This is a genomic window from Streptomyces sp. NBC_00386 (assembly GCF_036063235.1).
GTDB lineage: Bacteria > Actinomycetota > Actinomycetes > Streptomycetales > Streptomycetaceae > Streptomyces.
Map to the genome: position 1 here is coordinate 4,251,071 of NZ_CP107950.1, position 24,043 is coordinate 4,275,113.

24 protein-coding genes are annotated in these 24,043 nt (G+C 70.1%); 10 read left to right on the forward strand and 14 right to left on the reverse strand.

What is annotated here, in order from left to right; translation table 11 throughout:
- Positions 1-42 precede the first annotated feature (42 nt).
- Both OG780_RS18610 and OG780_RS18615 read right to left on the reverse strand, forming a co-directional pair.
- A complete protein-coding gene (locus tag OG780_RS18610; RefSeq protein ID WP_328449622.1) occupies positions 43-528 on the reverse strand; it encodes a hypothetical protein in 486 nt (161 codons plus the stop codon).
- 7 nt (positions 529-535) lie between these two features.
- On the reverse strand, positions 536-2,044 hold the full coding sequence (locus OG780_RS18615; protein ID WP_328449624.1) for an RHS repeat domain-containing protein: 1,509 nt from the start codon (positions 2,042-2,044) through the stop codon (positions 536-538).
- Positions 2,045-2,423: 379 nt separating this feature from the next.
- Here OG780_RS18615 and OG780_RS18620 point away from each other — a divergent pair.
- From OG780_RS18620 to OG780_RS18640, 5 genes are all read left to right on the forward strand, one after another.
- A protein-coding gene (locus tag OG780_RS18620; RefSeq protein WP_328458229.1) for an IS5 family transposase occupies positions 2,424-3,223 on the forward strand; the annotation gives its coding sequence in 2 pieces (ribosomal slippage) (positions 2,424-2,759 and positions 2,762-3,223; 798 coding nt in all).
- Positions 3,224-3,409: 186 nt separating this feature from the next.
- Positions 3,410-3,511 (forward strand): DUF397 domain-containing protein, encoded by a 102-nt coding sequence (locus OG780_RS18625; protein ID WP_328449626.1) that lies wholly within the window; start codon positions 3,410-3,412, stop codon positions 3,509-3,511.
- 282 nt (positions 3,512-3,793) lie between these two features.
- Complete coding sequence (locus tag OG780_RS18630; RefSeq protein ID WP_328449628.1) at positions 3,794-4,672, forward strand: DUF4253 domain-containing protein; 879 nt, start codon at positions 3,794-3,796, stop codon at positions 4,670-4,672.
- Positions 4,673-4,839: 167 nt separating this feature from the next.
- Complete coding sequence (locus OG780_RS18635; protein WP_443062172.1) at positions 4,840-5,499, forward strand: RNA polymerase sigma factor; 660 nt, start codon at positions 4,840-4,842, stop codon at positions 5,497-5,499.
- Positions 5,492-6,652, forward strand: coding sequence for a CU044_5270 family protein (locus OG780_RS18640; RefSeq protein ID WP_328449630.1), 1,161 nt, complete (start codon positions 5,492-5,494; stop codon positions 6,650-6,652). Before OG780_RS18635 ends, OG780_RS18640 begins: the two co-directional genes overlap by 8 nt.
- On the opposite strand, the gene OG780_RS18645 is transcribed toward OG780_RS18640, so the two are convergent.
- The 4 genes from OG780_RS18645 to OG780_RS18660 form a co-directional block, all read right to left on the reverse strand.
- Positions 6,582-7,796 (reverse strand): aminotransferase-like domain-containing protein, encoded by a 1,215-nt coding sequence (locus tag OG780_RS18645; RefSeq protein WP_328449632.1) that lies wholly within the window; start codon positions 7,794-7,796, stop codon positions 6,582-6,584. The genes OG780_RS18640 and OG780_RS18645 overlap by 71 nt on opposite strands.
- The gene (locus OG780_RS18650) at positions 7,793-7,984 is read right to left on the reverse strand and encodes a hypothetical protein (protein ID WP_328449634.1); all 192 of its coding nucleotides are present in this window, start codon (positions 7,982-7,984) and stop codon (positions 7,793-7,795) included. Before OG780_RS18650 ends, OG780_RS18645 begins: the two co-directional genes overlap by 4 nt.
- Before the next feature lie 14 nt (positions 7,985-7,998).
- On the reverse strand, positions 7,999-8,901 hold the full coding sequence (locus OG780_RS18655; protein WP_328449636.1) for an SAM-dependent methyltransferase: 903 nt from the start codon (positions 8,899-8,901) through the stop codon (positions 7,999-8,001).
- Positions 8,902-8,975: 74 nt separating this feature from the next.
- Positions 8,976-10,484: a transcriptional regulator gene (locus tag OG780_RS18660; RefSeq protein WP_328458234.1), complete on the reverse strand. Its 1,509-nt coding sequence runs from the start codon at positions 10,482-10,484 to the stop codon at positions 8,976-8,978.
- 229 nt (positions 10,485-10,713) lie between these two features.
- Here OG780_RS18660 and OG780_RS18665 point away from each other — a divergent pair, with 229 nt between their 5' ends.
- Positions 10,714-11,460 carry a DUF4232 domain-containing protein gene (locus OG780_RS18665; RefSeq protein WP_328449638.1) on the forward strand — a complete coding sequence of 249 codons (747 nt, stop codon included), beginning with the start codon at positions 10,714-10,716 and terminating at the stop codon, positions 11,458-11,460.
- 58 nt (positions 11,461-11,518) lie between these two features.
- Here OG780_RS18665 and hemB read toward each other — a convergent pair whose 3' ends face one another.
- The 3 genes from hemB to OG780_RS18680 all read right to left on the reverse strand — a co-directional run bounded on the left by hemB (position 11,519) and on the right by OG780_RS18680 (position 14,351).
- On the reverse strand, positions 11,519-12,511 hold the full coding sequence (gene hemB, locus OG780_RS18670) for a porphobilinogen synthase (RefSeq protein WP_328449640.1): 993 nt from the start codon (positions 12,509-12,511) through the stop codon (positions 11,519-11,521).
- A 19-nt stretch (positions 12,512-12,530) separates the two neighbouring features.
- A complete protein-coding gene (locus tag OG780_RS18675) occupies positions 12,531-13,628 on the reverse strand; it encodes a helix-turn-helix domain-containing protein (protein ID WP_328449642.1) in 1,098 nt (365 codons plus the stop codon).
- Positions 13,629-13,916: 288 nt separating this feature from the next.
- Positions 13,917-14,351 (reverse strand): ATP-binding protein, encoded by a 435-nt coding sequence (locus tag OG780_RS18680; RefSeq protein ID WP_443062173.1) that lies wholly within the window; start codon positions 14,349-14,351, stop codon positions 13,917-13,919.
- A 151-nt stretch (positions 14,352-14,502) separates the two neighbouring features.
- On the opposite strand from OG780_RS18680, the gene OG780_RS18685 reads away from it, so the two are divergent.
- Positions 14,503-15,345, forward strand: a complete 843-nt coding sequence (locus OG780_RS18685) for a helix-turn-helix domain-containing protein (RefSeq protein WP_328449645.1) — start codon at positions 14,503-14,505, stop codon at positions 15,343-15,345.
- Entirely contained in the window at positions 15,342-15,536 is a 195-nt protein-coding gene (locus tag OG780_RS18690) for a DUF397 domain-containing protein (RefSeq protein ID WP_328449646.1), read from the forward strand. Before OG780_RS18685 ends, OG780_RS18690 begins: the two co-directional genes overlap by 4 nt.
- Positions 15,537-15,613: 77 nt before the next feature.
- Here OG780_RS18690 and OG780_RS18695 read toward each other — a convergent pair whose 3' ends face one another.
- The 5 genes from OG780_RS18695 to OG780_RS18715 all read right to left on the reverse strand — a co-directional run bounded on the left by OG780_RS18695 (position 15,614) and on the right by OG780_RS18715 (position 21,376).
- The gene (locus OG780_RS18695; RefSeq protein WP_328449648.1) at positions 15,614-17,317 is read right to left on the reverse strand and encodes a bifunctional uroporphyrinogen-III C-methyltransferase/uroporphyrinogen-III synthase; all 1,704 of its coding nucleotides are present in this window, start codon (positions 17,315-17,317) and stop codon (positions 15,614-15,616) included.
- On the reverse strand, positions 17,314-18,273 hold the full coding sequence (hemC, locus tag OG780_RS18700; protein ID WP_328449650.1) for a hydroxymethylbilane synthase: 960 nt from the start codon (positions 18,271-18,273) through the stop codon (positions 17,314-17,316). The genes OG780_RS18695 and hemC overlap by 4 nt, the downstream gene beginning before the upstream one ends.
- A complete protein-coding gene (locus OG780_RS18705) occupies positions 18,270-19,979 on the reverse strand; it encodes a glutamyl-tRNA reductase (protein WP_328449652.1) in 1,710 nt (569 codons plus the stop codon). Before OG780_RS18705 ends, hemC begins: the two co-directional genes overlap by 4 nt.
- Positions 19,976-20,734 (reverse strand): redox-sensing transcriptional repressor Rex, encoded by a 759-nt coding sequence (locus tag OG780_RS18710; RefSeq protein WP_328449654.1) that lies wholly within the window; start codon positions 20,732-20,734, stop codon positions 19,976-19,978. The genes OG780_RS18705 and OG780_RS18710 overlap by 4 nt, the downstream gene beginning before the upstream one ends.
- A 342-nt stretch (positions 20,735-21,076) precedes the next feature.
- On the reverse strand, positions 21,077-21,376 hold the full coding sequence (locus OG780_RS18715) for a glutaredoxin family protein (protein ID WP_328449656.1): 300 nt from the start codon (positions 21,374-21,376) through the stop codon (positions 21,077-21,079).
- A 183-nt stretch (positions 21,377-21,559) separates the two neighbouring features.
- On the opposite strand from OG780_RS18715, the gene OG780_RS18720 reads away from it, so the two are divergent.
- On the forward strand, positions 21,560-22,501 hold the full coding sequence (locus OG780_RS18720) for an HAD family hydrolase (protein WP_328449658.1): 942 nt from the start codon (positions 21,560-21,562) through the stop codon (positions 22,499-22,501).
- A gap of 607 nt (positions 22,502-23,108) precedes the next feature.
- Positions 23,109-23,879: an ECF subfamily RNA polymerase sigma factor, BldN family gene (locus tag OG780_RS18725; protein WP_326786275.1), complete on the forward strand. Its 771-nt coding sequence runs from the start codon at positions 23,109-23,111 to the stop codon at positions 23,877-23,879.
- Positions 23,880-24,043: the final 164 nt, after the last annotated feature.

Genomic DNA, 24,043 nt, shown 5'->3' on the forward strand with positions numbered 1-24,043 from the left:
CTGTCTGACCACTGCGAGAACGACGCACGCGTGCGGCCAGACTCACAGGATCACTTTGCCGAGCTGGTGCAAGTCTGCGGCTCCCAGTCTCACTGTCACGCCGAGCAGCTGCCGTTGCGCGGAGAACCCGAAAATCACCCCGCCGGCCCGGACACCCCTCTCGATCAACCCTTCCGAGAGACGGATATCCAGCCCGTTTTCATGGAGATAGACGCCTCCCGGACTCTCCTCGTCCGCCGGGTCGCTGATTTCGATCACCGGAATTCCATCTTCGATCTCAGGGGGCAGCGCGATTGGAAGGTCCACTCGCGTCACCCCTCTCGCATCGACAAGGATGCATTCAGCAACCACGCCGCTTTCAGCGTCGAGTTTCAGTTCAATTGTTGACCCTCCGGCGTCAATCATGAGACACCTGGGCGCTCGCCGCAGTGACTCATAGGTCGACCAATGGACCGTGATGGGGACGTATTCGTCAATCTCCACGCGAGGACCATTGTTCGACACTACGCCCGTCAATTCCAGCTTCATCTTCTATTCACCCCAGCCTGCGTGCATGCTTCAGCACCGGATTCCCGACTCCGCCTCTCGGTGGGACAATTATGAGCTCCCACCCCTTCTCGAGAGTCCGCCTCCCATACTGGATGCCGTGCGCAGTAGCCGCATCGACCGATCGCACCAGACTACCAAGAAGATCTTCCGTCTTCAGGTCACGGGAGAACCCATTATGCATAATCTCCTCCACGATATGCTTTGTGGAGTTCGGCGCAACCCAAACCTGTCGTCCACTTTGCGTAGTCAGATTGAAGGACTTGGGAATATGCGTCCCGGAATACACTGGCTGGGTGGCCGCGATTCTGTCCCATACCGTCCCCGTGGCATGCCCTACGCCTTGTTCGGCTGCTCCGGTCCCCGGACGGAGAGCTGGAGTCCCCCATGGGTTCTCGATCGGCGCCTTCGGGCCAGGGAGGAAGAAGAGTCCGAATTGACCGATCCCACCAAGACATTGGGATGTACCGTTTGCGACGTCACCCTGCTGGAACGAGTCGGCGCCTCGACGCATGGAGCCGACTCCGGTGAACTCATCGACACATCCGGTCCAGCCCCATCGACCATTGGCCTTGGCGTAGTCATACCCCGAACTGCAGGAGTCGGCGATGCCGTCGCCAATCCAGTTCATGGCCGGCTCAAGGGGGATGAACTGAGTCCCGGGGATTTCAGCTGTCCAGCAGCTCTCGTCGCCGCTGCCGGGGATCCACCAGCAGGTGCCTGCGGGGTCGTATCGGTGGGTCGGCCCGTTTCCTACGTAGGCGTAGGAGGACTCGGCCGGGGTGTCCTGCGTCGGCGTGTAGGAGTCGCGGCTGGTGAATCGGCCAGTATCTGGCGCGTAGTTGCGTGACCGGAGGTAGTAGCCGGCGGCGCTGGTGGTGGGCTCTTTGTACTCGCCCGTATAGGTGAAGCGGTTCGTGGGCGGGCTGGTGGCACTGTCGGTCTGCGTGACCTCACCGAAAGCGGTGTAGCTATAGCTTGTCTGCAGGGCGCCGTTGGCGTCGGTGATGTCGGTTACGGAGCCGAGCAGATCGTGGTGGTAGTAGAAGGTTCCGGCGCCCGTGGTTTCACCCTGGATCTGGTTGACCGGGTTGTACTGGTAGTCGGCGATAAGGCTGCCACTGCTGCCGTTCTCCGTGGCCAGCAAGGGCAGCCGATAGTTGAGGTCCCAGGTCATGGTGCGTAGCCCCGCGCCGTTCTTCGAGGCGGCTGCGCGGTTGCCGTCAGCGTCGTACGTGTAGCCGTACGTGCTGCTGCCGACGGTGGCACTGGTGAGGCGGTTGGCCGCGTCGTAGGTGAACTTGTTGGCGCCAGCAACGGTTTGGTTGCCATCGGCGTCGTATCCGTATGACGTCGTGGTTGCACCGACAGTGGTCTGGGTGAGCTGATCGGCGGCGTCGTAGGAGTATGCGGTGCTCTTGCCGGCCTTCGCCTGGGTCAGACGGTTGCCCACCTTGTCGTAGGTGAAGGCGGTCTCGGTCGCTCCGGACGGGCACATGTCGGCTCTGGTCGGCGACTCGCAGTCGCGGAGGAGTCGTCCGGCCTCGTCATACGTGTAGTAATGCGAAGTTGCAGCGGTGCCACGGATGGTGTCGACTCGCTTCGGCTGACCTGCGGCGTAGTACTCGGCGTGTGTCGACGTCAGCGTGACGTCCGATTTGGCGGAGTTGATGTCGGTCAGGCGTCCGGCCGGGTCATAGACACGGGTTTGGACGTAGCCGTTGGCGCCCGGCAGGGTGGTGCGGGAAAGCTGAGCCGCAGCGGTATAGCCATACGTGGTCTTGACGCCGCCGGTGGTGCTGGAATCCCGATTGCCGTCGGATGTGTAGGTAAGAAGTCATCTCATTTGGAGTGTTCGGTAGGCTTCCGGTGTGGGGATCGTTGAGCGGCTGGTGCCGGATGAGTTGTGGGAGTTGTTCCAGCGGGTGGTGCCGGAGGCGCCGAGTCGGCCTCAGGGAGGCGGTCGGCGTCGGCACGGGGACCGGGAGGTGCTGGCCGCGATCGTGTTCGTGGCCACGTCGGGCTGCACGTGGCAGCAGCTGCCCTCCGCCTCGTTCGGACCTTCGGGAGCGACAGCCCACCGGCGTTTCGCCGAGTGGTCCAAGGCCCGGGTGTGGGCGAAACTCCATCGCCTGGTCCTGGACGAACTCGGTTCCTGCGGGGAACTGGACTGGTCCCGCTGTGTGATCGACTCGGTGAACATGCGGGCCACGAAAAGGGGGATCTGACAGGTCCGAATCCTGTGGATCGCGGCAAGTACGGGTCGAAGATCCACTTGATCACCGAACGGACCGGGATGCCCCTGTCGGTCGGCATCTCGGGTGCGAACATGCACGACAGTCAGGGCCTTCAGCCGCTCGTGCGGGGCATCCCGCCGATCCGCTCGCGACGCGGTCCGCGCCGCCGCAGGCCCGGCAAGCTGCACGGCGACAAGGGGTACGACTACCGCCACCTGCGGCAATGGCTCCGCAGCCGGGGCATCACCCATCGCCTGGCCCGGCGCGGCATCGAGTCCTCCACCCACCTGGGCCGCCACCGCTGGGTCGTAGAACGGTCCGTCGCCTGGCTCGCCGGCTGCCGCAGACTCCACCGCCGCTACGAGCGCAAAGCCGAACACTTCCTCGCCTTCGCCGCCATCGCCTGCACCCTCATCTGCTACCGCCGACTCACCAAATGAGATGACTTCTTAGCTGTGTCCACACCCCTGCCGGCAACTCGAGCCTCGAACGGCCCGTCAGGTGTAGTCGGTGGCCAACGGAAGCGCACCGACTCGGGGAGCAGTCCGTGTTGATCGTCGCGGTCCTGTTCGTACGGGATCTGTCGTGCCGCCTCAGTCGCCTGCACCAGGCCCGAGTTCAGCCAAGTGAGTGCGATCCACGTGCGGGACTCCAAAATCCCCGCGGGCCCGGCCTTCCGCACCTCGCCGGGAGCCTGGTCTGCGTTCACTGTGTTCGCCGCCCGCTAGGGTCTGTCGTTTGGATCAGGTGGCGCCGAGGCGCGGTGCGTTGTCGGGCCGAGCGGGGCAGGGTGCGTGCGGCTGCAAGGCGGAGGAGGGCGACGACGCGGTGGGGGCACCTCCCGGCCGAAGGCTGGGGGACGTCGTCGACCGACGACAACGCCGTTGCGGGTCCCCCCTGCTCACAGAACTTGGGGGAGTGCGTGCCCTGCCCCGCGTCCCGCCGCATGATCCAAACAACGGGGCAGGTCCAGGGGCGCGTTGTCAGTGGCGGCCCCTACAGTCACCGGCATGGCGACTCTTCCCAATCCGCTGCCTCGGCTGGCGGCAGACCCTAGCGGGCGTGTGCTCGGACTCGACCTCCCGCCCGGGAGACTGATCGACGTGACGGTCGACGGCCCGTGGCACGAGCCTCTGTTGTGGCACGCCGAGGACCGGGGGGCTCCCGGGGGCTGGGCGGTCCTGTCCCCCGCCCGTGCCTCGGGTCTGCTGCCGGTGCTGCTGGGCCTGGACGGCCCGCAGAGCGGCCTGGAGGAATGGGGGTTGGCGCCCGACGAGATGTCGTACGCCGGGGATCACGACGCCGAAGAGGTGCTGGCGGAGTTCTGGGAGGAGCACGCGGCGCACGAACCCGGCGCGGACGAGGACTGCCCCGGTGAGGAGGAGGCCGACAAGATCTTCGGGCCAGGGCCGACCATCGCCGAGATGGTCGCGCCGTACGGGCCGCTGTGGCCGGGCCTGGCCGCCGCGACCCCGCTCGACGCGGATCCGGACGCCCGCGCCGCCGAGACCGCCGATTTCCTGGCCCGGCCCGGCTCCTGGCTGGGACAGCCCCGGCTCGCCCTGGTCCCGGCGCGCCGCAGTGCCGACATCCCGGCGTCGATCGGCTGGTCGGCACCCTTGAACCACGAGAACGACGTGGCGCGTCTGTGCGCCGTGCTGCGCTCGTGGGAGGACCGCTTCGGCATCCGCGTGGTGGCACTCACCCCCGACCGGTTGGTGCTCTCGGTGGCGGCTCCGCCGACCACGGTGGCCGAGGCCGAGGCGGTCGCGGCGGAGCACTTCGCGTTCTGCCCGGACAACATCGCCCAGGGCGACCACGAGACCCTGCGCGAGTACGCCGAGCAGGAGGTGCTGAACGAGCGGGTGTGGTCCTTCTGGTGGGACTGAGCGGTTCGTCCGGCCGTCGGGAAATTCCTCGGTCCGAAACAGGAACTCGAAAGCGGGCTTCGGCGGACAACGGGTGACCCTGCCCCCTCTTCGAGGAGATCCATGAGCCTGAGAGGCGACCGATGACCGTCTCACCGAGCGTCGGAGTCCACCGTCCGCCCAGGGCCTTGGCCACCGACACCGGCTCGGACCCCGGCGACGGTGCCGGTGCGGGCGTGGGCGCGGACGGCGATTCCGACGCCTCGGTGATCGAGCGGTCCTGGGCCGAACCCGATGTGTTCGCCGAGCTGTTCCACCGCTACGCCGACGACATCCACCGGTACGCGGCCAGGCGGCTCGGCACCGAGGCGGCCGACGATCTGATGGCCGAGACCTTCGTGGTCGCCTTCCAGCGGCGCCGCCGTTACGACCTGTCGAAGCCGCACGCGCGCCCTTGGCTGTACGGCATCGTCACGCGTCTGATCGGCGGGCACCGGCGGGCCGAGGCACGGCGCCTGCGGGCGCTGTCGCGGGTCGTCTCCACGGCTCCCGGCGACGAGGGCGGCGGCGAGCCGCTGGCGGAGCGGGTGGCCGCCCGGATCAGTGCCGAGGGCACGCGCGGCGCCCTGTCGGCGGCCCTGGCGAAGCTGCCCGCGCGCCACCGGGACGTCCTGCTGGTGATCGCCTGGGGAGACCTCGACTACGCGGAGGCCGCCGAGGCCCTGGGCATACCGGTGGGCACCGTGCGCTCACGGCTGCACCGGGCCCGGAAGAAGCTGCGCGAAGCACTGGGCGGGTCGGATCCCACAGCCTTTCGAGAGGAACAGGAGGAACCCCGCCGTGGATGACCTCAGCCTTGTACGCGACCTCGCGGCCGAGCAGGCCGCACCGACCGACCGGGCGCGCGCCGTGGCCTTCGCCCGGTTGCAGACCGCCATCGGCGAGGAGACCGGCGACGGGAGCGGAGCCCTCGCGCGGCAGCGTCCGCTGTCCCGGCGGCTGATGTTCCGCGCGGCGATCGCGGCCACCGGCACCGCGGCGGTGGCCGGCACGACGCTCCTCGCCGTCCGCGCCGGGGGACCACAGTTGACCGAGCTCAACGCCGCCCAGGTGCTGCGCAGGGCCGCGGACCGGTCACGTGCGGACGACACTCTGCCGATCCCTCGCGACGACCAGTACATGTACGCCAAGGAGATCACCCATCGGACCTACGACCGGCGCGGGCGGAAGCTGCGGCTCGTCGACGAGTACTGGTTGTCGGTGGACGGCTCCAAGACCAGCCGGTCCATCTACAACGGCAGGATTCAGGACGAACCACCGCTGACCAAGCACCAGATGCAGTCGATCCCCCTCCAGTACTCGAAGCTGAAGAAGTGGCCGACCGACCCCGACGAGCTCCTCAAGTGGTTCCGGGGCAGCAAGATCCCTGGGACGGACCCGGACTCGGGGGCGTACATGGACGCGTGCATGTTCCTGCGGGGGCCCCGGGTCCCGCCTCCGGGATTGCGGGCCGCCGCGTTCGAGGCCATCGCGAAGATGCCCGCCGTCAGGATCGACCACGACCATGTGGACGCGCTCGGCCGGCACGGCGTAGCGGTCTCCTACCCCGGAGAGTCGTTCGGCCTCATCTTCGACCCGACGACCTACGCCTACCTCGGGATGTTCGAGCGGGGAATCTCGGAGAAGAACGGGAGGTTCTCACAGGTCAGAGCCGTCGTGGCGCAAGGGGTGGTGGACAGGATCGGCCAGCGGCCGGCCGTCCGGGACACGGTCCGGACGACTCCCTCCACCTCCGCGGCCCCGTCCCCGAGCGACGCGACCCCGTCCACGTCCCCTGGCTCAGCGACCCCGTCTCCTGCCTCCCCGTCCCCTACCTCGGCAACCCCGACCCCGTCTCCTACCTCCGCGGCCCCGTCCGCCACCCCGTCCCCTACCTCTCCTTCCGCAACCCCGTCCCCAGCCTCCGCAAGCCCTCGGCAATCTCCTCCGGCGTCTGGGTGACGAAGCACAGGCGCAGGGTCGACGTCTCCGGTGTGCCCGCGTAGAAGGGGGCACCGGGGACGTAGGCCACGCCCTGGTCCACCACCGGGCGGAGCAGGGCCGTGGTGTCGTAGCGCTCGGGCAGGCGGGCCCAGAGGAACATGCCGCCTTGCGGGCGGGTCCAGGTGGATCCGGCCGGGAGGGCGGCGGCGATTCCCGCGAGCATGGCGTCACGCCGTTCGCGGTAGACGGCCGCGACCTGGGCCACGTGGGAGTCCAGGTCGCGGTCGGCCAGATAGCGGGCGGCGGCGAGCTGGTTGACGGTCGGGGTGTGCAGGTCGGCGGCCTGCTTGGCGACGGCGCACGCGCGCCGCAGTGCCGCGGGTGCCCTCAGCCAGCCCAGCCGCAGGCCGGGCGCCATCACCTTGGAGAACGAGCCGAGGAGGACCGTCCGGTCCCCGGCGCCGTCGTGGGAGGCGATCCACGGGACCCGCTCGCCCTCGAAGCGCAGTTCTCCGTACGGGTCGTCCTCGACGATCCACAGGCCGTGCGCGGCGGCGGCGCGGGCGACGGCGGCCCGCCTGTCGGCCGGCAGCGTGCGTCCGGTCGGGTTCTGGAAGGTGGGGACGGTGTAGAGCAGCTTCGGGCGCTCGCGGGCCACGAGTTCACCGAGGGCGTCGGGGTCGATGCCCTCGTCGTCGCCCGGCACGGCCAGCACGCGCGCGCCCGCGAAGGCGAACGCCTGAAGTGCCGCCAGATAGCAGGGGCTTTCGACGAGAACGGTGTCGCCGGGTTCGAGCAGGGCGGTGGCGAGCAGCGACAGGGCCTGCTGCGAGCCGGTGGTGACGAGGATGTCGTCCGGCCCAGTGGGCAGTCCGCGCGCGCTCGTGCGGTCGGCGAGGGCCGTCCGCAGCGATGGTTCGCCCTCGGTCGTCGAGTACTGAAGGGCCCGTTCGGGCTCCTCGGCGAGGACGTCCCGGAACGCGGCCGCGATGCCGTCCGCGTCGAACAGTTCCGGAGCGGGCAGCCCGCCCGCGAAGTTGATCACCTCGGGGCGTGCGGTGACCGCGAGGATGTCCCGTACCGGCGAGCCGCCGATCGCGGTGGCTCTCGCGGCGAGCGGGGGCACGGGTGCGGTCGTGGCGGCGGGTTCGGTGACGGTCACGGTGACGGCTCCTTGTCCTTGGCGACGGCGTCCTTGCGGGCGGTGCCCTCGGGGACGGCGCCCTCGGGGACGACGTCCTTGCGGGCGCGCTTGCGGGCGGCCCCGTCGTGCCGGGGCCGCCCCTGACCGACCCTAGGCAGGTACGTGGCCTCTACACCCGCCGGTTCCGCGATGCGGACGGATCGCAACTCACCTATGGCGCCTAGGGTTTGACTCCCGTGGCGACGTACACGTTGATGTCCGCGTCCGTGACGTCGTTGATGTCGAGGTAGCGGACCTTGTCGACGGCGTCGAGCGTGGCGAGGAAGGCGGGTTCGGCGGTCTCGGGGGCCGGGATGTTGCCGTCGGGGTGCCAGTGGTGGGCGGGGACGACACCGGGCTCGTCCAGGACCAGGCCGTTCTCGGTGAAGAAGCGCTCGACCTCGGCCTTCGAGCGCAGGACGAAGGTGAATCCCCGCTCGGTGAAGGTCCGTTGGACCGCGCGAATGTTCTCCGCGTTCAGGTCCTCGGTGAGGTGGCTGAGGACCAGGCGGCTGCCGGACGGCAGCGCGTCGACGAGCCCGCGCACGATGGGGTAGGCCTCCGCGTCCTCGACGAAGTGCAGGATGGCGACCAGGACCAGGGCGACGGGCTGCGCGAAGTCGAGGGTCTCGGCGGCCTGTTCGAGGATCTGCTTGGGCTCCTTGAGGTCCGCGTCGATGTAGTCCGTACGCCCCTCGGGTCCGCTGGTGAGCAGGGCGCGCGCGTGGGCCAGGACCACCGGGTCGTTGTCGACGTACACGACCCGCGAATCCGGGGTGATCCGCTGGGCGATCTGGTGGACGTTCTCCTGCGTGGGCAGTCCGGTGCCGATGTCCAGGAACTGCCGGATGCCGTCCTCCGTCGCGAGCGCGGTCACGGCGCGGCGCAGGAAGTCCCGGTTGTGCCGGACGTCGAGGTAGCCGCGCGGGTTGGCGGCGAGCGCGGCGGCGGCCGCGTTCCGGTCGACGGGGTAGTTGTCCTTGCCGCCGAGGAGGACGTCGTAGACCCGGGCGGGGTGCGCCTTGCTGGTGTCGATCCTCCTTCTCAGCTCGGCGGGGTCCTGGCTGAGGGCGTCACCTGACATGGGCATCTCCCTGGAGAGTCGCGTCGTCCAACGGCCAACAACCTAACTCCTGAAGGGACTTGATCGCGCCCCGATCACTCGGAGGGAGCCGATACCCACTCGCTGCCGCCCAGCGGATGGTTGTACGCGGGCCGGCCTGTGTTCCCGCTCGTCCGGAACGGCTTCCCGTGGTCGTCGACGCGCACCGTGCCGCTCTTCGTCCCGCTGGACCAGTCGAGTTCCAGGTACCAGCTCACGTCGTGCGCCCGTGCGTCCGCGAACACGTAGAAGACCTCGGGGTCGGACTCGCTGACCTTGTACGGGAAGTCCCGCTGTCCGCCCTTGAGCCCGGTCACGGGCCGCCCCGCGTCGAGGTCCACGGTGAACGACTTCGTCTCGACACCTCCGCCACAGCCCACGCCCATCGCGTAGTCGTTCCAAGCGAGTGGAACGTCCTTCCGCACCACCCGCACGTGCAGTGCTTCCACGACGACGGTCGCCCTGCCCGTGCCCTGCACCGTCAGGGCGAGCATCTGCTCCCCGCTCGCGACCCCGCCGAGCGCGGTGACCCAGCCGCGCGCGTCCGACTCGCTCGACGGCGGCGGCGGCACCTGCGGGGCGTCCCGGTTCACCAAGTAGTGCTGGCTGCACGGGCTGTCCCACTTGTACGCGTTCGCCACGACGGTCGGCGCTCCGGCCCCTTCCTCGCCCTTGCCTGACGTGCCGCCGTCGGCCGTGCCGTGCTCGTCGACGGCCCCGGCGATCGTCGAACCGGTCGGCCGGGGGCGGGTGCCGTGCGACGGGGAGGCCGAGGTGGACCCGTGGTGCGCGCCGGGTGTCGCACCGGTCCGGCTCGCGCTCGGGAGGGACGGGACGCCGATGGCGACGGCCTTCCCCTTCGTGTCGTCCTCACCGCCTCCGGACCCGAACCGCGCGGTCAGCGCGGTGGACACGACCGCGGCCGCCACGACGGCCCCGGTTCCGGCGAGCACCACGGCCCGGCGGCTCCACCGCACCGGCGCCGAAGCAGCGGCGTCGCGAGCCGGCTTCCGCCCGGTACCGGTCTCGCCCCTGACCGCGTCCCCGGGCCGGTTCCCCTGCCCGCTCCCGGACTCGGAACCCGGCCCACTCTCCTGCCTGTTTCCGGACTCGGAACCCGGCCTGGTCCCCCGCCCGTTGCCTGGCCCGGCCGCCGGTGCGGACCCCGGCGCATCCGCCGCGCCGCCGTCCGGACCGTCGACCGCCCCGGAGGAGCCACCCGAAGTCCCGTCCGCCTCAGCCCTGTTCGCCCCAGCCCGATTCGCTCCGGCCCGATTCGCCCCGGCCCCGTTCGACTCAGCGCTGTTCGCCTGTCCCCGCAGCGCGTCCGCGAGGACCCACCGGCGATGCAGTTCCACGAGCTCCTCGGGAGTGGCCCGGCACGCGCGCGCGAGCCGCTCCACGGGCGCGTAATCCGTCGGTACGGCATCCCCGTTGACGTACCGGTGCAACGTGGACGTACTCACGTGCAGCCGTTTGGCGAGCACCCCGTAACTGAGCCCGGACCGCTCCTTCAGCTCCCCCAGAAGGCCCGCGAACTCGTTCCCTGCCACCCGTTCCTCCATCCCCCGTGTTCCGGGCCGGTGTTCCAGGGGCATGTCATTCCCCCAGGTCAGACCCGATGCCGGCGTTCCGGCGTCCCGTATCCGCCGCCGGTTGTGGCGGCCGGGACGGATCACCGCCCAAGCTGTGGCCATCCAAGCACGCCGCCCTTCCCGACCGGCCGGGCGGCCGTTGCATCAGGACACCCACACCCATAGCCACACCCACAGCGACATCCACAGGGGGATCACCATGTCCGCACGCACCGCACGTACTGCCCGTACCCGCTTCCTCGCCGCCACGGCGATCACACTCGCCGCGCTGACGCTGACGGCGTGCAACGACGGCAACGGCGTACGCGGCGAAGGCCCGTCCGACACGTCCGCTTCCTCGGCGCAGCCGAGCGGACCGGCGGCAGACGCGAGTTCGACGGCGAAGCCCGCGGGCAACGGCACCGCGAGCTCGACGGGCGGCTCGGGCGGCTCGACGGGCGGCTCGAAGAGCACGTCCACGGCCGCCGGCTCCACACAGGGCTCCGGCAAGAAGAACGGCACCGGCTCCAAGACCGGCTCCACCGGGCAGGCCGGCACCAGGAACGTCGCCTGCGACGGCTCCACGACGAAGACCACCGCGACCGCGGTGTCCCGTCCGCTCAACCACCTGCTGCTCACCGTCACCAACACCGGCACGAGGAACTGCGACCTGACCGGCTATCCGATCGCCCGGTTCGCCGAGGCCCAGTCCGTCCCGCCGGTCGCGGAGGAGACGCACCCACAGGCGGTCGTGACCCTCGCCCCCGGCGAGTCCGGCTACGCCGGTGTGCTGCTGTCGGCCGCCGACGGCAGCGGGACCAACGGCTACACCGCCAAGACTCTGGAGATCGGCTTCGACAAGGGCCGCAGCGCCACTCCGGCCCTCCCCGCGAAGGGCGTCTACATCGACGACAAGCTCACGGTGACGTACTGGCAGCAGGGCCTGGACGACGCGCTCGCGTACTGAGCGGGCGCGACCCCGGCCGAGGTCGCGCGGAACCGTCCCGCCCCGCCCCGCGGGGAGGCTAGCGGAGGTTCCGCGCGACCTCGGTCGCCCAGTACGTGAGGATGTTCTGCGCACCGGCGCGCTTGATGCCGGTCAGGGACTCCAGGATGGCCTTGTCCCGGTCGATCCAGCCCTTCTCGGCGGCGGCCTCGACCATCGAGTACTCGCCGGAGATCTGGTAGGCGACGACCGGCACGTCGGACGCGTCGGCGACGCGGGCGAGGATGTCGAGGTAGGGACCGGCGGGCTTCACCATCACCATGTCGGCGCCCTCCTCCAGGTCCAGCGCCAACTCCCGCAGCGACTCCCGTGCGTTCGCCGGGTCCTGCTGGTACGTCTTGCGGTCGCCCCTCAGGGACGAGCCGACGGCCTCCCGGAACGGGCCGTAGAAGGCGGAGGCGTACTTGACGGTGTAGGCGAGGATCGCCACGTCCTCGCGGCCGATCTGGTCGAGCGCGTCACGGACGACGCCGATCTGACCGTCCATCATCCCGCTGGGGCCCACGACATGGGCGCCCGCGTCGGCCTGCACCTGGGCCATCTCGGCGTAGCGCTCCAGGGTCGCGTCGTTGTCGACCCTGCCCTGATCGTCGAGCACACCGCAGTGCCCGTGGTCGGTGGTCTCGTCGAGGCACAGGTCGGACATCACGAGCAGTTCGTCGCCGACCTCGGCGCGGACGTCGCGCAGGGCGACCTGCAGAATCCCGTCCGGGTCGGTGCCGGGCGTCCCGACGGCGTCCTTCTTCTCGTCCTCGGGAACCCCGAAGAGCATGATCCCGGAGACCCCGGCCTCCAGCGCCTCCACGGCCGCCTTCTTCAGACTGTCCCGCGTGTGCTGCACGACCCCGGGCATCGAGCTGATCGGCACCGGCTCGCTCACACCCTCGCGGACGAACGCGGGGAGGATGAAGTCGGCCGGGTGCAGCCGGGTCTCGGCGACCATCCGGCGCATGACGGGCGTGGTGCGCAGCCGCCGCGGACGCGTACCGGGGAAGGATCCGTACTTCGTCATACCGTCTACGCTACGCCCGTCACGGGAGCACCTTTACCGACTCGGCGTCGGAGCCCGAGGGGCCTCCGCGCCACGTCGGGAGAGAGCCGAGGGCGGTGACATCCACCGGAGCCACCGGAGCTTCGCCGGGCCGGGCGGCACGGCAGTCACGGCACCACGCTCCCCGGAACGGCGCTCTGAAGCCCCTGTCGCAGCCCCCTTCGCAGGTCGCCATGGCGGGTGGAGGGGGCAGGGGCCGGCTCGGGAGCGGCTCGGCCTCGCCTGCCCCCGGAAGGGATGGCAGCGCTGGTGGGAGCAGGTCCAGCAGACGGTTGCGGAGGAAGCCGGCCGGGTGCCGCACATGGAGGGGAAGGCCATCCGTCAGGGCATGGATCACCGACGCCCTGCCGAGACCGTTCTCGAACCAGGCGACGACCAGCGGAGCCAGACGCCGTACCTCCCGCCCGGACAGCGTCAACCGGATGTCGGTCCGGCGCAGCCCGGCGAGCAGCGCCTCGGCCTCGTCGTGGTGCTCGTCGCGGGACGGCTTCGGGGGCTCGGCGGTCTCGGCCTCGGTGGCCGATGTGCCGACGCGCACGGCGTCGGGTGCCATGACCGGCTCGGGCACGGCGTCGCAGGGCAGGCCGCCGGAGGCGGGGAGGTCCGGGGCCGTGCGGTACGGGGCCGCTCGGTTCGGGGGCGGGGCAGCCTTCATCGGAGGGGCCGCCGGGGCGGCGGCCGTTTCCGGCTCTCCCTCCCGCCGGGCCCGGGTGAGCGCGGGGGCGTGGAAGGCGTACGTACGGGTGATCATCTGCCCGGACGGGAGCCGTTCCCGGACCCGCTCGACATAGCCTCGCGCCTCCAACTCCCGCAGCGCGCAGGCGATCCGGGCCCGCCCCTCGGGGAACCACTCGGCGAGGCTGCGGATGTCGACCCGCGAGCCCTCGGGCAGCGACAGGATGTGCACGGCGATCCCGATCGCGGTCGCGGAGAGCCCCCGGTGCTGGGCAAGATGGTTGCCGACGATCGTGTACCGGTCGGGCTGGTACTCACGTACGTGCGTAACGCCGGAGTGGGTGGCGTTGCGGCGTACTCCCTGCTTCGGGAGCAGCGCATCGATAAGCTTGGTCACAGCCATGGGGGAAGGGTTTGGCTTCCTCTTTGGTCAGGCCCTCGCACTGGGATTGCCGTCCCGGCGGGGGCCGAAGCATGTGTGGGCATGTGGAGTTGTGGACGTTGCCTGCGGTGAGCGTGCAGGTCCGGACCGCCCGCGCGCCACCCGTACCGGCCTGTTTCACCCGCTCGTGTGACATGAGCCGGGTTTGGTCGGTTGGTCGGTTTCCCCCCGGGTTCTTTGGTCTTTTACCGCCCGCCGCCCCGAAGCACCGGCCACCGAAGTACTCCTCGCCGGGCTCCGGTTCGCTCGTCACCGGCGAGGCCCGAGATCGAGTTCCGCCCACACCGTCTTGCACGGCACCGGCCCCGACCGAACGCCCCAACGGTCCGCGAACTCCTCCACGATCAGCAGCCCGTAGCCGGACTCGGCTTGCCCTCCGGCGCCGTCCCGCATCCGGGTGGGCCACCGTTCGCCCCGGGCGTCTGCGATCTCCACGCGCAGTGTCCGGGGAGCGAAGACGGACAGGGTGAGACGGAAACTCCGGCCGGGGACGCGGCCGTGCAGGACGGCGTTCGAGGCGAGTTCGGCGACGACGAGCCGGGCCGGGTCCAAGGGCAGTCCCCAGTCGTGCAGTTGCCCGGCCGCGAGCAGCCGGGCGAGGCGGGCGCCGCGCCGGGTGGCGGAGAGCGGGACCGAGAAATGGTGGAGCGGAGAGTGCGCGGTTCGCTGATTCACGTGACTCAACGTGTTCTCACGTACCTAATCTGTGAAGGACGGCAGCCCGTGCGGACGGTGTCTGTCCGGGTGGCGTCCGGTTCTGTCCGGGCTGTCCGGGGTGACCGGGGAGCGGGTGTCGGTGTTGGGCAGGGAAGCGCGTGGCGGGAGGTCGGCGGGCGTGAGCGACGGGGACGCGGGGCTGGAGGACGACGAAGAGGCCGGGGCCGTGATGAGGACCGTCCAGCGTCAGCTGAAGCTCTGGCGGGAGTCGGCCGGGCTCACCCAGGCCGAGTTCGGGACGGCCATCGGGTACGGGGAGGAGCAGGTGTCCTCCGTGGAACGGGGTCGGCGCATCCCCCGGCCCGAGTACCTGGACCGCGCGGACGAGATCCTGTCGGCGGGCGGCAGACTCGCGGCGCTGAAGGAGGACTTGGCGGAGGTCCGGTATCCGAAGAAGGTACGGGACTTGAAGAGGCTGGAGGCGGATGCGATCGAGCTCTGCGCCTACAACAACTCGGTGATTCATGGGTTGTTGCAGACCGTGGAGTACGCGCGGGCAATTTTCGACGCACGGCGACCGCCGTTCACCGAGGACGAGGTGGAGCAGCAGGTCGCGGCACGCTGTGCACGTCAGAAGATCCTCGATCCCTCGGCGGGACCGCGCGTCTTCAGCTTCGTTCAGTGCGAGTCGACTCTGCGCAGGCCCATCGGGGGCAAGATGGTGATGCGACAGCAGCTCGAACGGCTGTTGGAGGTGAGCCAGTGGCGCAACGTGGACCTTCAAGTCCTGCCCCTCGACCGCGAGGAGAACGCGGGGACCGACGGTTCGTTCAGGCTCCTCAAGCTCAGAGACGGGGGCACCGTCGCGTTCAGTGAGGCGCCTCTCAGCAGCCGGGTGATGACCGACCCCAAGGAAACGACGGTCCTCGACATCCGCTACGGAGTCCTTCGCGCGCAGGCTCTCAGCCCTCAGGAGTCGTTGGCCTTCATCGAGAAAGCACTGGGAGACACAAAGACATGACGCTCAAGGCTTCCGCGGCCGACGCCAGGCCGGAGTGGATAAAGAGCAGCTACAGCACGGCTGACGGCCCCGACTGCGTCGAGATGGCCGTCGTCCCGGACCGCATCCTCGTCCGGGACTCCAAGAACCCCGGCGGCCCCCGCCTCAGCCTCGCCCCGACCGCCTGGGCGGCCTTCCTGCCGTCCGTCTGACCGGCCGCACAACGAAGCACGCCCCGCCGTCTCCCGTAGGAGGCGGCGGGGCGTGTGCGCTTCGAGGGCGCGGGGCGTCAGGTGGTCCGGCGCCTACGCGAGCCCGGGCGGCGCTCGCTCGGGCGGGTCACCGGGTCACCGGCGTCCAGCGCGGCGGCACGGCGGCGCAGGCCGAACTCGGCCAGTGCCTCCGCCAGCTTGTGCACGGAGGGCTCGGGAGCCATCACGTCCACCCGCAGCCCGTGCTCCTCGGCCGTCTTGGCCGTAGCCGGACCGATGCAGGCGATCACGGTCACGTTGTGCGGCTTGCCGGCGATGCCGACCAGGTTCCGCACGGTCGACGACGAGGTGAAGAGCACCGCGTCGAAGCCGCCGCTCTTGATCGCCTCACGGGTGTCGGCCGGCGGCGGCGACGCGCGCACGGTGCGGTACGCCGTGACGTCGTCGACCTCCCAGCCCAGCTCGATGAGCCCGGCGACGAGGGTCTCCGTGGCGATGTCGGCCCGGGGAAGGAAGACACGGTCGATCGGGTCGAAGACCGGGTCGTAGGGTGGCCAGTCCTCCAGCAGGCCCGCGGCCGACTGCTCACCGCTCGGCACCAGGTCCGGCTTCACGCCGAAGGCGACGAGCGCGTTCGCGGTCTGCTCGCCCACCGCCGCGACCTTGATGCCCGCGAAAGCACGGGCGTCGAGCCCGTACTCCTCGAACTTCTCCCGCACGGCCTTGACGGCGTTGACCGAGGTGAAGGCGATCCACTCGTAGCGGCCCGTCACCAGACCCTTGACCGCGCGCTCCATCTGCTGGGGCGTGCGCGGAGGCTCGACGGCGATCGTCGGCACCTCGTAGGGCACGGCCCCGTACGACCGCAGCTGGTCGGAGAGCGACGCCGCCTGCTCCTTCGTACGCGGCACGAGCACCTTCCAGCCGAACAGCGGCTTGGACTCGAACCACGACAGCTGGTCGCGCTGGGCGGCGGAGGAACGCTCACCGACCACGGCTATGACCGGGCGGCCACCGTCCGGGGACGGCAGCACCTTCGCCTGCTTCAGCGTCTGCGCGATCGTGCCGAGGGTGGCCGACCAGGTGCGCTGGCGGGTCGTCGTACCGGCGATCGTCACGGAGATCGGGGTGTCGGGCTTGCGGCCGGAGGCCACCAGCTCACCCGCGGCCGCGGCCACCGAGTCGAGCGTCGACGACACCACGACGGTGCCGTCGGAGGCTCCGACCTCGGTCCAGCAGCGGTTCGAGGCGGTCCGCGCGTCGACGAACCGGACGTCCGCGCCCTGGGCGTCCCGCAGTGGCACACCCGCGTACGCGGGCACACCGACGGCGGCCGCGATGCCGGGCACCACCTCGAACGGAACACCCGCGGCGACGCAGGCCAGCATCTCCTCGGCGGCGTAGGTGTCGAGCCCGGGGTCACCGGACACCGCACGTACGACCCGCTTGCCGCCCCGCGCGGCCGTCATGACAAGATTGGCAGCGTCCCTCGACGCGGGGTCACCAACGGTCGTTGACACGCCGTCAACAACCGTCAGCTGAGGCGTGCCTGTGCCCGGGTACGGAACCGGCGAAGTGTCCGGATCCGTGTTCAGAACGGCGACGCCTTGTCTGGCGTGAACGCGCACCACGTCGAGCACGTCGTGCTCGGCGACGAGGACGTCCGCGTTCGCCAGCGCCTCGACGGCGCGCAGTGTCAGCAGCCCTGGATCTCCGGGTCCGGCACCCAGGAAGGTGACGTGCCCATGGACCGGACCGGTGGGAAATTTGGTGGGGCTCACAGTGCTCGCTCCCCCATCAGACCGGCCGCGCCCTTGGCAAGCATCTCGGCAGCGAGTTCACGGCCGAGCGACATCGCTTGGTCATGTGTCTCGGGCACGGGACCGGTGGTGGACAGCTGCACCAGCGTCGAGCCGTCGGTCATGCCGACGACGCCGCGCAGGCGCATCTCCTTGACAATCTGCCCGTCGGCCAGCAGGTCGGCGTACGCGCCCACAGGAGCGCTGCAGCCGGCCTCCAGGGCGGCAAGCAGAGATCGCTCGGCGGTCACGGCGACCCGGGTGAACGGGTCGTCGAGCTCGGCGAGCGCGGCGACGAGGTCCGCGTTGTCCGCGGCGCACTCGATCGCCAGGGCCCCCTGGCCGGGGGCGGGCAGAACGGTGTCGACCGACAGGAAGTCGGTGACCTCGTCTATTCGGCCGATCCGGTTCAGTCCGGCTGCGGCGAGGACGACGGCGTCGAGCTCCCCGGAGTGGACGTACCCGATTCGGGTGTCGACGTTGCCTCGGATGGCGACCGTCTCGATCGACATGCCGTGACTGCGCGCGTACGCGTTGAGCTGGGCCATACGACGCGGCGAACCGGTGCCGACGCGCGCGCCGTCCGGAAGCTGCTCGAAGGTCAGTCCGTCGCGGGCGACGAGCACGTCGCGGACGTCCTCGCGCACCGGCACGGCGGCCAGCGCGAGGTTCTCGGGCTGCGCGGTCGGCAGATCCTTGAGGGAGTGCACGGCGAAATCGACCTCCCCGCGCACCAGTGCCTCGCGCAGCGCGGTCACGAAGACGCCCGTGCCGCCGATCTGCGCGAGGTTCTCGCGGGAGACATCGCCGTACGTCGTGATCTCAACGAGCTCGACGGGCCGTCCGGTCACCCGGCTCACGGCATCCGCCACCTGCCCGGACTGGGCCATGGCGAGTTTGCTGCGCCTGGTCCCCAGCCTCAAAGCCTGCTCACTCATGCTCGCCCTCGGTTCTTGGCGTTCTCGGTGTTGTTCTCGGCCCGCGAGACGGCGGCGACCGTCTCCGGGTCCAGGTCGAACAGGGTCCGCAGCGCGTCCGCGTACCCGGCGCCGCCGGGTTCGGCGGCGAGTTGCTTGACCCGTACGGTCGGCGCGTGCAGCAGTTTGTCGACGACGCGCCGCACGGTCTGGGTGATCTCGCCGCGCTGCTTGTCGTCGAGGTCCGGCAGCCGTCCGTCCAGCCGCGAGATCTCGTTCGCGACGACGTCGGCCGCCATGGCTCGCAGCGCGACGACGGTGGGCGTGATGTGCGCGGCCCGCTGGGCGGCGCCGAACGCGGCCACCTCGTCGGAGACGATCCGGCGCACCTGGTCCACATCGGCGGCCATCGGCGCGTCCGCGGAAGCTTCGGCAAGCGTCTCCAGGTCGACGAACCGTACACCGAGCAGCCGGTGCACGGCCGCGTCGATGTCACGGGGCATCGCGAGGTCGAGGAGCGCGAGCACCGGCGCGGGGCGGGGCGCCTCGGCGACGGGTTCGGGCCTGCGGCGCTCGGGGATGCGGCCCGCCGTCGCCGCGGAGACGGCCAGCGCGGCGATGATCTCGGCGTCGGCTTCGGCGTCCTCGGCGGGCGTACGACGGCTGTCGCGGCGCTCGACGGTTCCGGTGCCCTTGTCCACCCAGGCGGCGTGCTGCTCCAGGGTGGCCGCGTCCATGCCGGCGACGGCAGCCTCTCCCATGACGGAGAAGCCGGTGGCGCCCTGCACGGCGGACAGGTCCAGCGGGCAGGCGTCCTCGGCTCCGGCGGGAGCGAGGTGACCGGCCGGGCCGGCCGCCGTCTCGCGCCGTGCCGCGGGCGTTCCCGTACGTCCTTCGACGGCGGCCGCGACGGTCTCGGCCGTCAGGACGAGCCCGGTCGCCCCGGTGCACGAGACGGCGATGTCGGCACGTGTCAGCTCGACCGGCACCGAGTCCATCGGTACCGCGCGGGCCAGCACGTCCGTGTCGTCGCCGCCGGTGAGGATCTCGGCGAGGCGCTCGGCGCGGTCGGGGGTGCGGTTGGCGATCACGATCTCGCCGACGCCGATGCGCGCGAGCGTCGCGGCGGCCAGCGAGGACATCGAGCCCGCGCCGATGACGAGGGCCTTCTTGCCCTTGGCCCAGGCCTCGACCGCCCGTCCGGCGGACAGCTGCTCCAGGCCGAAGGTGACCAGGGACTGTCCGGCGCGGTCGATACCGGTCTCGGAGTGGGCGCGCTTGCCGACCCGCAGGGCCTGCTGGAACAGGTCGTTCAGGAGGCGGCCCGCGGTGTGCAGCTCCTGCGCGGTGGCGAGCGCGTCCTTGATCTGGCCGAGGATCTGGCCCTCGCCGACGACCATCGAGTCCAGGCCGCAGGCCACCGAGAAGAGGTGGTGGACGGCCCGGTCCTCGTAGTGCACGTACAGATGGGGAGTGAGCTCCTCCAGGCCGACGCCGCTGTGCTGGGCGAGGAGCGTGGACAGCTCGGCGACGCCCGCGTGGAACTTGTCCACGTCGGCGTACAGCTCGATGCGGTTGCAGGTCGCGAGGACCGCGCCCTCGGTGGCCGGCTCGGTGGCGAGGGTGTCCTGGAGCAGCTTGACCTGCGCGTCCGCGGACAGCGCGGCCCGTTCGAGGACGCTGACCGGAGCGCTGCGGTGGCTCAGCCCGACGACGAGGAGACTCATGCCGGCATCACGGCGGGAACGTCCCCGTCGGGCCCTTTGCCGTTGTTCTCCCGCTCGGCCTGGGCGGCGGCACCGGCCTGCGCCTCGGCCTCCTCGCCGGCCTTGCGCTGCTCGTGGAACGCGAGGATCTGCAGCTCGATGGAGAGGTCGACCTTGCGCACGTCGACGCCGTCCGGGACGGACAGGACGGTCGGCGCGAAGTTCAGGATGGAGGTGACTCCGGCGGCGACCAGGCGGTCGCAGACGGGCTGGGCGGCCCCGGCCGGGGTGGCGATGACACCGATCGAGACACCGTTCTCGTCGATGATCTTTTCCAGGTCGTCCGTGTGCTGCACCGGAATCCCGGCGACGGGCTTGCCGGCCATCGCGGGGTCGGCGTCGATGAGCGCGGCCACGCGGAATCCGCGGGACGCGAACCCTCCGTAGTTGGCCAGTGCCGCACCGAGGTTGCCGATGCCGACGATCACTACCGGCCAGTCCTGGGTCAGGCCCAGTTCCCGGGAGATCTGGTACACGAGATACTCGACGTCGTACCCCACACCACGCGTCCCGTAGGAGCCGAGGTAGGAGAAGTCCTTGCGCAGCTTCGCGGAGTTGACCCCCGCCGCGGCCGCGAGTTCCTCGGATGAGACCGTGGGTACCGAGCGCTCCGACAGTGCGGTGAGGGCTCGGAGGTACAGCGGAAGCCGGGCGACGGTGGCCTCGGGAATTCCTCGGCTGCGGGTCGCCGGTCGGTGAGTTCGGCCAGTTGCCACGGTGCTCCTGCGGGTAGAGCGGGGCTGCAGGCGGTCACACGTTCCCAGACCGCCCCGTCGAATGCAGGCTATGTCTTTGTGAACGCGTGCACAAAGACGGTGTCCGATTTGCCCGGCCAACGTGACCGGGGTCACGCATGCCCGGCACGCCCGTATGCAACCGGCGCGCGGACGACTCCGCTCCGCACCTGAAGGGGGCAAAACCGCACACTCTCCTCAACGAATCCCGCCCCCGAGACCAATCGCCGTCGATCCTAGGCGACTTTCCGGACGCCTTGGGCTGCTCGGGCAGGTCACAAGTCGGGATACATCACGGGCGCGCCCGGCCTCCCCGCTCACGGCTCACCGCGTCAGGGCTTTGCGAAGGCGTTCCTCGTTCACGCGCCAGAAGGTGTGCTGCGCGCCGTCCACCAGCACGACCGGGATCTGCTCCCAGTACCGGCGGTGCAGCTCCTCGTCCTCGGTGATGTCCTTCCCCTCCCAGGGAACCCCGAGATCGGAACACACCTTCTCGATCACTTCCTGTGCGTCATCACACAGATGACACCCGGGCTTCCTGATCAGCGTGACCAGGTGCTCCGCGGGCGCCTTCGTCTCCGTACGGCGGTCGCTGCGCCGGAACATGGGGCTCATGCGTGCCATTCTCCCGCCCCGGACGCCCGGCGGGCACGCCCGGCGCCTCGCGCGGTCCGGACCCGCGCACGAGTCCGGCGCGCCGGCCGGCGGCGCGCCGGACCGCTCGTTTAACGGCATGGCCTCGGAGAGTTCACAGCACCGAATCCTGTCGACTCCGGAAGCGCCGAACAGACTGGCTATGCTCACGACATGGCCGCTCTCGGATGGCTCACTCCCCGTAGGCGCTCCGCAACCGCGCGGAGCGTGTTGGCAGGCGAGGCCTCTGCGGAGGCAGCGCGCAAGTCCTCGCAGGAACTGCAGGAACTGGAAGAACTGGCACCACCGGACGCCGTGGAGGAACCGGACTTCCCGGTGCTCGGCGACGACAGGGCCGCCGCGTTCTTCGATCTCGACAACACCGTGATGCAAGGTGCTGCCCTCTTCCACTTCGGACGCGGGCTGTACAAGCGGAAGTTCTTCGAGACCCGCGACCTCGCGAAGTTCGCCTGGCAGCAGGCGTGGTTCAGGCTGGCCGGTGTCGAGGACCCCGAGCACATGCAGGAAGCGCGTGACTCCGCGCTGTCGATCGTGAAGGGCCACCGGGTCTCCGAGCTGATGTCGATCGGCGAGGAGATCTACGACGAGTACATGGCCGAGCGGATCTGGCCCGGCACCCGCGCGCTCGCCCAGGCGCACCTGGACGCCGGCCAGAAGGTGTGGCTCGTCACGGCGGCACCGGTGGAGATCGCCACGGTGATCGCACGGCGGCTCGGCCTCACGGGCGCCCTGGGCACGGTCGCGGAATCGGTGGACGGGATCTACACGGGCAAGCTGGTCGGCGAGCCCCTGCACGGTCCGGCGAAGGCGGAAGCCGTACGGGCGCTGGCGTCCGCGGAGGACCTGGACCTGTCCCGCTGCGCGGCCTACAGCGACTCGCACAACGACATTCCGATGCTCTCGCTGGTCGGACACCCGTACGCGATCAACCCTGACTCGAAACTGCGCAAGCACGCGCGGGACTTCGACTGGCGGCTGCGGGACTACCGCACGGCGCGCAAGGCCGCGAAGGTCGGGATTCCCGCCGCGGCCGGGGTCGGCGCGGTGGCCGGCGGCACGGCCGCCGCGATCGCGCTGCACCGTCGCCGCCGGTAGCTCGCCTCTGGCGTTTGCGGGCGCGCTTCCTGTCCGGTGGGGGGTCGGGGCCGTGCCGGTGCATCAGCCCGTCGCCGTTGGGTGAGGCGTGGCCGTCGGTGGCGACGGGCATCGATGTACCGGCGCGGCCCCTTCCGCCGGATCCCGGCTGCGGGTACGGGCCCGCTTGGGTGCGTGCGGGCGTGAGTTTCAGCCCCTCCGGCGTTCGAGGAGCGGGGTCCGGAGCGGAGCCCCAGGTAAGGGACGGGTAGGGGCGGAGAGGGCGAAAACCTGTCCGGACCTGGGGTGGGGCCGTCGGCCGCGAAGGCAATCACATCGTCATACCCACGTGGTGGGCGACTCAGTCGCGCGTTCCGCAGGCGGGCACAACACGCCCTGCACTCAGACGGAACACGAACCGATGCGATCAACAAGCGATCGCCGATCGGCACTTGAACAGGCATCGATCCGTGCCAAAACCGTCGTAATCGATGATTTTAGCAACTGGGTGTAGTGCTGCCTGTACGAAGCGTTATTCTCCTCAGACGCAAACCGGTGCCCTTCCGTCGCCACGACGGGTGAAAGGTCCCGCACTGCACGTGATGGAAGCTCTGCCTCTGGGAGTCCCGTGTACTCACACGTCGGGGTTGACGCCTCGGGCCTGGCTACGCTGCGCGCAACGGTCCTGGACCGTCTGCGCGGCTTCGTCCCCACCGCGTACGCCGTCCCCGCCTTCGCCCTCCCCGCGCCCGTCGGACCTTGCTACGCCCTGGCCGACGGCAACGCGGCGGTCGGCAGGCGGGGCCGCTCAGGCTCGGCCACCACCGCACGCCGTCCGGCCGCGGACAGTGACAGCGCCCGGATGATGGATCTCGTGGAGCGCGCCCAGGCCGGCGAGGCCGACGCCTTCGGACGGCTCTACGACCAGTACAGCGACACCGTGTACCGCTACATCTACTACCGGGTTGGAGGTAAGGCGACCGCCGAGGACCTCACCAGTGAGACCTTTCTGCGGGCGCTGCGACGGATCGGCACCTTCACCTGGCAGGGGCGTGACTTCGGCGCCTGGCTCGTGACCATCGCCCGGAACCTGGTGGCCGACCATTTCAAGTCCAGCCGCTTCCGGCTGGAAGTGACCACCGGCGAGATGCTCGACGCCAACGAGGTCGAGCGCTCTCCCGAGGACTCCGTCCTGGAGTCCCTGTCGAACGCCGCACTGCTCGACGCCGTGAAACGGCTCAACCCTCAGCAGCAGGAGTGCGTGACACTCCGCTTCCTCCAGGGGCTCTCGGTCGCCGAGACCGCCCGGGTGATGGGCAAGAACGAGGGCGCCATCAAGACCCTCCAGTACCGGGCCGTCCGCACGCTGGCCCGGCTCCTGCCCGAAGACGTCCGCTGAGCCCGCTTTCGACCACAGTGGCCCCGCACGCTCAGCGACGTCCAACTCACCTTCTGTAAAAGTCTGTTGACTTCGCGGTCCGCACATCTGTCGTCCGTAACCCAAGTGCCGTGACGCTCGTTGTGCGGGATACAGGCTCCCTGTGGTCACGCCTTGGCCGTCGC